The sequence below is a fragment of the Streptomyces sp. CBMA123 genome (assembly GCF_014596465.1).
Taxonomy (GTDB): domain Bacteria; phylum Actinomycetota; class Actinomycetes; order Streptomycetales; family Streptomycetaceae; genus Kitasatospora.
Window position 1 is genome coordinate 1 of record NZ_MECK01000202.1, and the last position, 9,612, is coordinate 9,612.

The 9,612-nt window shown below is 75.1% G+C and carries 10 protein-coding genes; 7 read left to right on the plus strand and 3 right to left on the minus strand.

Annotated features, from left to right (window positions below):
• Positions 1 to 315 precede the first annotated feature (315 nt).
• Both BG452_RS22270 and BG452_RS22275 read left to right on the plus strand, forming a co-directional pair.
• Positions 316 to 1,044, plus strand: a complete 729-nt coding sequence (locus tag BG452_RS22270; protein WP_188306110.1) for a response regulator transcription factor — start codon at positions 316 to 318, stop codon at positions 1,042 to 1,044.
• Positions 1,045 to 1,076: 32 nt separating this feature from the next.
• Complete coding sequence (locus tag BG452_RS22275) at positions 1,077 to 2,546, plus strand: sensor histidine kinase (protein ID WP_188306117.1); 1,470 nt, start codon at positions 1,077 to 1,079, stop codon at positions 2,544 to 2,546.
• On the opposite strand, the gene BG452_RS22280 is transcribed toward BG452_RS22275, so the two are convergent.
• Positions 2,521 to 3,618: a GlxA family transcriptional regulator gene (locus BG452_RS22280; protein ID WP_188306111.1), complete on the minus strand. Its 1,098-nt coding sequence runs from the start codon at positions 3,616 to 3,618 to the stop codon at positions 2,521 to 2,523. The two genes, BG452_RS22275 and BG452_RS22280, sit on opposite strands and share 26 nt — an antisense overlap.
• A gap of 150 nt (positions 3,619 to 3,768) precedes the next feature.
• Here BG452_RS22280 and BG452_RS22285 point away from each other — a divergent pair, with 150 nt between their 5' ends.
• Positions 3,769 to 4,359 (plus strand): isochorismatase family protein, encoded by a 591-nt coding sequence (locus tag BG452_RS22285; protein WP_188306112.1) that lies wholly within the window; start codon positions 3,769 to 3,771, stop codon positions 4,357 to 4,359.
• Between the two features lie 211 nt (positions 4,360 to 4,570).
• Complete coding sequence (locus BG452_RS22290) at positions 4,571 to 5,563, plus strand: ArsR/SmtB family transcription factor (RefSeq protein ID WP_188306113.1); 993 nt, start codon at positions 4,571 to 4,573, stop codon at positions 5,561 to 5,563.
• A gap of 117 nt (positions 5,564 to 5,680) precedes the next feature.
• Here the strand turns inward: BG452_RS22290 and BG452_RS22295 are convergent, their stop codons facing one another.
• Positions 5,681 to 6,439 (minus strand): alpha/beta fold hydrolase, encoded by a 759-nt coding sequence (locus tag BG452_RS22295; RefSeq protein ID WP_317621172.1) that lies wholly within the window; start codon positions 6,437 to 6,439, stop codon positions 5,681 to 5,683.
• Between the two features lie 205 nt (positions 6,440 to 6,644).
• On the opposite strand from BG452_RS22295, the gene BG452_RS22300 reads away from it, so the two are divergent.
• Entirely contained in the window at positions 6,645 to 7,445 is an 801-nt protein-coding gene (locus BG452_RS22300; RefSeq protein ID WP_188306114.1) for a mechanosensitive ion channel family protein, read from the plus strand.
• Between the two features lie 25 nt (positions 7,446 to 7,470).
• Here the strand turns inward: BG452_RS22300 and BG452_RS22305 are convergent, their stop codons facing one another.
• Positions 7,471 to 7,824 carry a DUF6401 family natural product biosynthesis protein gene (locus tag BG452_RS22305; RefSeq protein WP_188306115.1) on the minus strand — a complete coding sequence of 118 codons (354 nt, stop codon included), beginning with the start codon at positions 7,822 to 7,824 and terminating at the stop codon, positions 7,471 to 7,473.
• A gap of 142 nt (positions 7,825 to 7,966) precedes the next feature.
• Here BG452_RS22305 and BG452_RS22310 point away from each other — a divergent pair, with 142 nt between their 5' ends.
• Both BG452_RS22310 and BG452_RS22315 read left to right on the plus strand, forming a co-directional pair.
• Positions 7,967 to 8,893, plus strand: a complete 927-nt coding sequence (locus BG452_RS22310; protein WP_188306116.1) for an LLM class F420-dependent oxidoreductase — start codon at positions 7,967 to 7,969, stop codon at positions 8,891 to 8,893.
• A 238-nt stretch (positions 8,894 to 9,131) separates the two neighbouring features.
• A partial coding sequence (locus BG452_RS22315; protein ID WP_411292993.1) for an AAA family ATPase occupies positions 9,132 to 9,612 on the plus strand: 481 nt, incomplete at its 3' end.

The following is a 9,612-nucleotide window of genomic DNA, read 5'->3' on the forward strand; positions in this document are numbered from 1 at the left end:
AGCGCGAGCGGCGGGCGGGCCGCGGCCCGGTGACGCGGGCCGGCGGGCGCCTGCCGGGACTTCGGTACGGTGGCAGTGCTCATCGCGGATCCTCCTTGGCTCCCGGCGGCGGCACGGCCCCGCCGGGGCGGTCCACGATGGCACCGCAAGCTCTGAGTCACCTCTGAGGGAGTCCGCCCCCCAAGCCCGTAGGGGCATCATCGCCGCAGGTCAGCGGCCATGTGAGGGTTCACGAACCAGGTTCGGCGATCTCACGGGTTTCTCATCGCGGCGGGCCAGAATGTCCGCCGTCCGCCACCGAGCCGAGGGAGCAGCATGGACGATAGCGCCGACCGCCGGGACGACCGCCCGGACTGGCGCGTCCTGGTCGTCGACGACGAGCCGGACCTGGTGGAGGTGGTCTGCGGCGCCGTCCGCTACGAGGGCTGGCAGGCCCGCGGCGCGACCACCGGCCTGGAGGCCGTCCGGGAGGCGGCACAGTGGCGGCCCCACGCGGTGGTGCTCGACATGATGCTGCCCGACCTCGACGGCCTGGAGGTGCTGCGCCGGGTGCACGCCGCCCAGCCCGAGGTGCGGGTGCTGTTCCTGACCGCCCGGGACGCCGTCGAGGAGCGGATCGCGGGCATCGCGGCGGGCGGTGACGACTACGTGACCAAGCCGTTCAGCCTGGCCGAGGTGATGGTGCGGCTGCGCGGGCTGCTGCGCCGCGCCGCCCCGACGGAGGGGCCGCGCCGCCCGCCCGCGCACGCCCTGGTGCTCGGCGACCTCGTCCTGGACGACCGGGCCCGCGAGGTGACCCGCGGCGGCGAGACCATCGAGCTCAGCCCGACCGAGTACGCGCTGCTCGCCCACCTGATGCGCCACCCCCGGCAGGTGCTCAGCAAGGCCCAGATCCTGGACGCGGTCTGGTCGTACGACTTCGGCGGGCAGGCGCACATCGTGGAGCTGTACATCAGCTACCTGCGCAAGAAGCTGGACGCCGGCCGCAGCCCGATGATCCACACCGTGCGCGGCGCGGGCTACCTGATCAAGGCCGCGCAGTGACGGTCCGCACCGGAGCGACCGCGCTCCGCGGGATGCTGCCCCGCCGACCGGCACTCCGCAAACTGCTGCCCCGCACCCTGCGCGCCCGGCTGATCGCCGGCCTGCTGGTGCTGCTGGTGGTCACCTGCGCCGCCGTCGGCTTCGCCACCGCCGCCGCGCTGCGCCACTTCCTGGTCGACCGGCTCGACCAGCAGCTCGCCGAGGCCGGCGGCCGCTACGCCGCCAGCCTGGAGCACACCGGCGCCGGCTCCGGCCCGGACACCCGGGCCCAGACCCCCGGCACCCTGGGCGTGCGGCTGCTCGGCGGCCGGGTCACCGCCGCCGGGGTGGTCGACGGGGACGCCGACGACGTCGACCACCCCGACGACGCGGACGACCGGGTCTCCTTCACCCCCGACCGGCAACGCGCACTGGCCGCCCTGCCGGCCGGCGGCCCGGCCCGCACCCTGGACCTCGGCGGCGCCCTGGGCCGCTACCGGGTCCGGGCGGTGGCCGGCATGGACGGCGACGTGCTGGTCAGCGGGCTGCCGCTGCGCCCGGCGGAGGACACCGTGGAGCGGCTGGAGACCCTCGAACTGACCGTCTTCGCGATCGCCGTCACCGCGGCCGGCGCCACCGGGGCGGTCTGGGTCGGCTGGTCGCTGCGCCCGCTGCGCCGGGTGGTGGGCATGGCCGAGCGGGTGAGCGCGCTGCCGCTGGCCAGCGGCGAGGTGCTGCTGGCCGAGCGGGTGCCGGACGACGATCCGCGCACCGAGGTCGGCCGGGTCGGCGCGGCGCTCAACCGGATGCTCGGCCACGTCGGCGACGCGCTGGCCCGTCGGCACGCGGTGGAGGAGCGGCTGCGCGGCTTCGCCGCCGACGCCAGCCATGAGCTGCGCACCCCGGTGGCGGCCGTCCGCGGCCATGCCGAGCTGGCGCTGCGGCACCCCGGCGAGGTGCCCGGCGAGGTGCGGCACTCGCTGGAGCGGATCGACGCCGAGGCGCTGCGGATGGGCACGATCGTCGAGGACCTGCTGCTGCTCGCCCGCCTGGACGCGGGCCGCCCACTGGCGGAGGAGGAGGTGGACCTCACCCGGATCGCGCTCAACGCCGTGGCCGACGCCCGGGCGGCCGGCCCCGAGTACCGCTGGCGCCTGGTGCTGCCGGAGGAGCCGGTGCTGGTGCGCGGGGACGAGCACCGGCTGAGCCAGGTGGCGGCCAATCTGCTGGCCAACGCCCGTACCCACACCCCGGCCGGTACGGCGGTCGAACTGCGTCTCGAACTCGCCGCCGATCAGGTGGAGTTGAGTGTCGTCGACGAGGGCCCGGGGATCCCGGCGGAGCTGCTGGAACGGGTCTTCGAGCGCTTCGTCCGGGGCGACCGCGCCCGCTCCCGCGCCACCGGTTCGACCGGGCTGGGCCTGGCCATCGTCCGGGCCGTGGTCCAGGCGCACGGCGGCACGGTCGAGGCGGCCAGCCGGCCCGGCCGGACGGTGTTCACGGTGCGGCTGCCGGCGGTGTGACGGCCGGCAGCGCTGCTGCCGGCGGTGCGACGGTCGTGTCCGTGTCCGTGTCCGTGGCCGTGGTCGTGTCCGTGTCCGTGTCCGGGCCGGTGCGGAAGCGTTGCCGGTAGTCCGTCGGCGTGGTGTCCAGCCGGCGGCGGAAGGCCCGCACCAGGGTGTCGGTGGTGCCGAAACCGCAGGCGGTGGCGATGCGTTCGAGCGTGTCGTCGCCCGACTCCAGCCGGTGGCGGGCGAGTTCGACCCGCGCCGACTCGACGTAGGCGCTCGGCGTGGTGCCCAGTTCGGTCTTGAAGATCCGGACCAACTGCCGTTCGCTGAGGTGCGCGTGGGCGGCGAGTTCCGGCACGGTGAGCCGGCCGGAGAGGTTGCGCAGGACGTGGTGGCGCAGCTCCTCGATCCGCCGGGTGGTGGAGACCGGCTCCAGCGGGACACTGAACTGGCTCTGGCCGCTGGGGCGTTTGAGGTACATCACCAGCTGTCGGGCGACCCGCAGGGCGAGTTCCTCGCCGAAGTCCTCGGCGACCAGAGCGAGCGAGAGGTCCAGGCAGGCGCTGATGCCCGCGCCCGTCCACACCTCGCCCGCGCGGATGAAGATCGGGTCGGCGTCGACCTCGATCCCGGGGTACTCGGCGGCCAGCTGGCCCGCCGTCGACCAGTGGGTGGTGGCCCGCTTGCCCTCCAGCAGCCCGGCGGCCGCCAGCAGGTGGGCGCCGACGCAGACCGAGGCGACCCGGCGCGAGCGGGCGGCCAGCGTCCGGACGTGCTCGACCACGGCCGGGTCGGTCAGCGCCCGGACCCTGCGGGCCTCGTCGACCTCCACGGCCCCGGGCACCAGCAGGGTGTCGATGCCGCCCGCGGCGGCGGCCTGGTCGAAGGTGAGGTCGGGCAGGATCCGCACCCCGGCGGCGGTGGTGACCGGGCCGGAGGTCTCGGCGGCCAGCACCACCCGGTAGCCGGTGGTGTCCCCGCTCTCCCGCCGGACCAGCGAGAACACCTCCGGCGGCCCGGTGACGTCCAGCAGGTCCACGCCCTCGAACAGGACGATGACGATCAGCCGCTGCGCGCTCTCCACGGGCTCCCCCTCTGTGCCGCCCCTGATGTCGGAATCTGCATGTTAGACGGCATTGCCGCCATGCCGGGCCCGCCCGTAGCGTTTCCAGCGGCAGGCCGCACCAGGCGTGACCTGCGCAGACACCCCCCGAATCACGAAGGCGGCACAGCCATGCCCAGCACCACCCTGCGCACCCTCAACGGCCTCGACGACCAGCCCGCCCCGCTCGCCGCGGCCACCCTCGTCCTGATCGACTACCAGAACGCGTACACGCGTGGCGTGATGGAGCTGACCGGCTGGCGCGAGGCCCTGGACGCGGGCGCCGACCTGCTCGCCCGGGCCCGGGCGGCCGGTGCCACCGTCGTCCACGTGATCAACGACGGCGGCGAGGGCACCCCGTACGACATCCGCGCCGAGATCGGGCGGATCCACCCGAGCGTGGCCCCGGCCGAGGGCGAGCGGGTGGTGGTCAAGCAGGCGCCGGACGCCTTCGTCGGCACCGAGCTGGGCGAGCTGCTGGACGCGGCGGGCAACCAGGACGTGGTGATCGCCGGGTTCATGACCCACCTGTGCGTGGCCTTCACCACCGCCGGCGCCTTCCTGCGCGGCAACCGCCCCACCGTGGTCGCCGAGGCCTGCGCCACCCGCCCGCTGCGGTCCGGCGCCGCGGAGCTCACCGCCGCCCAGATCCACCGGGGCGCGCTCGCCACCATCGGGGACCTCTACGGGGTCGTCGTGGAGTCCGCGGCCGAACTGGGCTGACCGTCCGCCACCGTCCGCGGGTGGGACGCGGTCCGGGCCTGGTGGGCGGGCCCGTGCCCGTGGCCCGTACGTCGGCTGGGTGCCCCGGTCCGTCACCCGGGGCACCCGGCCGGGCCCCCGAGCCTGCCCGGGCCGTGGCCGCGGGGCAAGGGATTCGGTTCTCGCCGAACGGTGTTGCGGTCCGGCCGCCGGCGGGGTGACGATCCTGTCCGTGCTGCGAATCTTCTTCGGTACGGACGACCTCGACCGCACCCGGGTGGCCGAGCGCCCGGACATGTCGATGGAACTGTCCCTCAGTGTGCACGCCCTGGTCAGCGGCCGCTGCGATCCGCGCTTCCAGGTCTGGCGCAACCGCCTGCGGGCCTCCTGGAACCCGCGCACCGCGCTGCTCTTCGACCTCTACACCTCCTCGGCGATCCCGGAGTTCCTCACCGTCCGCCGCGACCCCGGCGCGACCGAGAGCGCCACCGCCGAGGCGCCCGAGGAGCCGCTCCGCGGCCACCTGCGATCGGTGGGCGGGGAACGGCAGTTGAGCGCCTTCGCACGCGGCGTGGCGGCGGGCGACCGGCAGGCCAGGAAGCTGCTCGGCAACGTCACCGCCGACTACCAGACCCGCGCGATCGACCCCTACCGGCGGCAGATCGAGACCATCGTCACCACCGAGCACGGCCGTCGCCGCCGGATCACCGAACCGGACCAGGTCCTCGCCTCGCTGCACCCGGCGCTGTCCTGGCGCCGCCCGGTGCTCAGCTTCCCGCTGGTCGGCGGCTGCCGGCACGACCTGCGGCTGGACGGCCGCGGACTACTGCTCCAGCCCTGCGTGTTCGGCCCCCGCCGGCCCGTCATCGCCCGCTTCGAGGACCCGCGGCAGCAGCCCGTCCTCCTCTACCCGGCGAGGATCGGCGGCCCCTTGCAGCCCGAGCCCGAACCCACCCCGAGCCGCACCCTCACCGCCCTGCTCGGCCAGACCCGCGCCGCCGCCCTGGAGACCATCGCCACCCACGGCCCGTGCTCCACCAAGGACCTGGCGGGCTTCCTCGGCATCTCCACCGCCTCCGCCAGCGAACACGCCACCGTCCTCGCCGACTCCGGCCTCACCACCAAGGACCGCACCGGCCGCACCGTCACCCACCGCCCCACCCCCCTCGGCCACGCCCTCCTGGCCGGCCGCCTCCCCGCCCCCGCCCCGCAGCCGGGAGTGTGAGGACAGGCCCTGGCATCCGGCGCCACCCGCCGACGCGAATCGAGCACATCCACCCGACCGCTCCCCCGGGTGTGGGGGTGGGTGTGGCTCCCGCGCCCTTGCGGGGGTCGGGCGGGCTCAGGCGTGGGCGGGGGCGGTGCGGGGTTGGCGGGGGAGGAGGAGGGAGAGGGCCTCGGGGGAGGTGGGCGGAAGGGCGAGGGCGGAGGCGGTTTCGGCGGGGAGGGGGTGGAGGCCGAGGAGGGCGGTGGTGAGGCGGGTGGTGGCGCGGTGCCAGTCGGGGATGCGCTGGAGCATGGCGTGGCCGCTGCCGGCGACGGTGTAGCCGCAGACCCGGGCGCCGGCGGCGCGGCTGCGGGCGGCGAAGGCGCGGGTGTCGGCGGGCGCGGTGACGGTGTCGCGGTCGCCGTGCAGGAGCAGGACGTCACGGTCGGCGAGCTGGTCGCAGGGGTCCTCGGCGGGGCACCAGGGGGCGAGGGCGACCAGGCCGGTGACGGTGGGGTGGCCGGCGGCCCGGAGGGCGGCGCGGCCGCCCATGGAGTGGCCGACCAGGACGGTCGGCACCGGGCCGAGCGTCTCGGTGAGGTCGTCGAGGGCGGCGAGCGCGTCCCGGGCGGCGTCGGCGCGGGCGCCGTTCCAGCCGCGGTGGCGGTAGCGGACGGTGCCGATGGCGATCGCGTCGGCTGCGGTCTCCCTGGTGAGCGCGCGCAGGAAGCCGTGCATGCGCAGCAGGGGGAGGTTGAGGCGCCGGGGCCGGGTGAGGTTGTGTTCCTCGCCGCCGTGGAGGACGAGGACGGCGGCCCGGGGGGTGGCGGGGCGCACCCGCCACTGCAGTGCCCGGTGTAGCACCGTGCCCGTGTCCGTGTCGCTTCCGATCACCTGCGCACCGTCCGGCTCCGTCACCGTGGCCCCTCACCTCTCGGTCTGGACCGCCACTGTACGCGTGCGGACGGCGGGGGTGTTCACCCGACGGAACCATCCCGGACACCCGGGCGCGCGCGGGCGGGGCGGGCTGCTGCTATCCACGAAGGGTGGGGGGTCGCCTGCGCCGCTCGTGGCGCCGTGGCACCGAGTGGAGGACTCCGTGGCTCAGCAGCTCGCACTCTCCGTCGACTTCGGGTCGGGTTTCACCCAGGCCTGGGGCAAGATCGCCAAGGTCATTCCGCAGTTCATCGCCTTCCTGGTGATCCTGGCCATCGGCTGGTTCCTGGCCAAGGCGATCGCCCGGCTCCTGGACCGCGTGCTGCGCCGGGTCGGCTCGGAGAAGGTCGCCGAGCGAGCCGGGATGGCCCGTTACCTGAGCGGCTCGAAGTACGACATGACCGGCATCCTCTGCAAGATCGTCTACTACGCGATCCTGCTGATGGCGTTGCAGCTGGCGTTCGGCGTCTTCGGCCCGAACCCGATCAGCGTGATGATCCACAGCATCGTCGCCTGGCTGCCCAGGGGCATCGTCGCGGTGGCGATCGTGGTGGTGGCGATGGCCATCGCCAACGGCGTGCGCGACATCGTCGGCAACGCGCTCTCCGGCACCTCGTACGGCCGTACGGTCTCCACCGTGGCCTGGGCGTTCATCGTGGCGCTGGGGGTGATCGCCGCGCTCGGCCAGGCCGGGATCGCGACCGCGGTCACCGGTCCGGTGCTGATCGCCGCGCTCGCCACCGTCACCGGTGTGCTGGTGGTCGGTGTCGGCGGCGGTCTGATCATGCCGATGCGCCAGCGCTGGGAGCGGTGGCTGGACAACGCCGAGCAGGAGACCGCCCGGCTGCGCGGCACCGCGTACCAGGCGGGCCGCTCGGACGCGCTGACCAACCAGCCGGTCCGGCCGACCACCCAGGCCGGCCCGGGCAACCCGCCGGGGACCGAGGGCGACCAGCCGAGGTAGCGGTCCTCAGCCGAGGCGGCGGTCCTCAGACCTCCAGCAGGCCCTGGTCGCGCACCAGCCAGCAGATCGCGGTCAGCCGGGTGACGGCGTAGTCGTAGCCCACCGGCTCCCGCCAGCCGATCTCGGTGAGCGCGTCCAGGAAGCCCAGCGCGTAGTCCGACAGTTCCTCACGGTCCAGGGGCCGGGGCGCCAGCTCCGGCCCCTGGGCGTACAGCAGTTCGCGCAGCATCGCCGCGTGCTGGTCGACGGCCGCGACGAAGCCGGGCTCGAAGGCGAACTCGGCCAGCCGGGGCGTGAAGGCGGCCACGATGCCGGGCAGCGGGCAGCCGGCCGGTTCGTCGGGGGAGCGCCGGAAGGACTCGTCGGGGGTCGCGAACATCCGTCCACGGTAGGCGAGCCGCCGAGGGGGCGAGCCGGGCCGTGACGGTTCCGTGCTGAGACCTTGGCCACCTTCGGGACGTTCCGTGGCATGGCCGGTTCCCTGCGTTCCCGAACGGGCGGTCCGTACCAGAATGGCCCGCATGGATCTCCGCATCTTCACCGAGCCCCAGCAGGGCGCGAGCTACGACACCCTCCTCTCGGTCGCCCGCACCGCCGAGCAGCTCGGCGTGTTCAGCGCCTTCTTCCGTTCCGACCACTACCTGAAGATGGGCGACGTCGACGGCCTGCCCGGCCCCACCGACGCCTGGATCACCCTGGCCGGCCTGGCCCGCGACACCAGCACCATCCGCCTCGGCACCCTGATGACGGCCGGCACCTTCCGGCTGCCGGGCGTCACCGCGATCCAGGTCGCCCAGGTCGACGCGATGAGCGGCGGCCGGGTCGAGTTCGGCCTCGGCGCCGGCTGGTACGAGGCCGAGCACGCCGCGTACGGCATCCCGTTCCCGAAAGAGCGGTTCGGGCGGCTGGAGGAGCAGCTGGAGATCATCACCGGGCTGTGGCGGACCAAGCTCGGCGACACCTTCGACTTCGCCGGCGAGTACTACACGCTGACCGACTCGCCCGCGCTGCCCAAGCCCGTCCAGGAGCGCATCCCGGTGCTGGTCGGCGGCCTGGGTCCGAAGCGCACTCCGGCGCTGGCGGCCCGCTTCGCCGACGAGTTCAACCTGCCGTTCGCCTCCGTGGACGACACCGCGGCCCAGTTCGGCCGGGTGCGGGCCGCCGTCGAGCGGGCCGGCCGATCGGCCGACGAGCTGGTGTACTCCAACGCCCTGGTGCTCTGCGTGGGCCGGGACGACGCCGAGGTGGCCCGCCGGGCCGCGGTGATCGGCCGCGAGGTGGCCGAGCTGAAGGAGAACGGCCTGGCCGGCACCCCGGACGAGGTCGTGGAGAAGCTCGGCCGGTACGCGGCGGTCGGCAGCGAGCGGGTCTACCTCCAGGTGCTCGACCTGGGCGACCTCGACCACCTGGAGCTGGTCGCGTCCCGGGTCGCCCCGCAGCTGGGCTGACGGATCCGGCGGCGGCCCTTCGCCCCCGCTCTGACCACGGGTCTTTACTCGTTCTTGGCCATCCGCCATGCTACGGGGGAGGGGAACGGCGGCGGGAGCGGAGGGCAGAGGGCCGGTGACGGGCACACGAATACCGCGGGCGGCGGCGCCACGGGTGCCGCCGCCCCGCGCTGCCGGGGGCCGTCGTGTCGCAGAGCGTCGCGTCGGGGGCCGTCGCCTCGGGGACCGTCCTGTACGCGTGGTCCGCACCGGAGTGCACGAGCTGCGCGGCCCCGGCCCGGCCGCCCTGCACTACCCCGCCGGTGACCTGCTGGTGGTCACCGGACTGCCCGGCAGCGGCAAGAGCACCCTGATGCGCCGTTGCGTCCGCGCCCCGCTGGTCGACTCCCAGATGGTCCGCGAGGAGTACGCGGCCCGGCTGCCCGGCGGCCTCCCGTACGCGCTGTACCGCCCGCTGGCCCGGCTCGCCCACTACCGGCGGCTTCGCCGGGCCGTGCTGGACGGCGGGGCACTGGCGGTGCACGACTGCGGCACGCTGCCCTTCGTCCGGACCTGGCTGGTCCGGGCCGCCGCCCGGCAGGGGCGCCGGGTGCACCTGCTGCTGCTGGATGCCGACCCGGCCGAGGCCCGGGCCGGGCAGCGGCGGGGGGAGGGGGGGGAGGGGGGGGGGGGGGGGGGGGGGGGGGGGGGTGGGGGGGGGGGGGGGGGTGGGGAGGGGG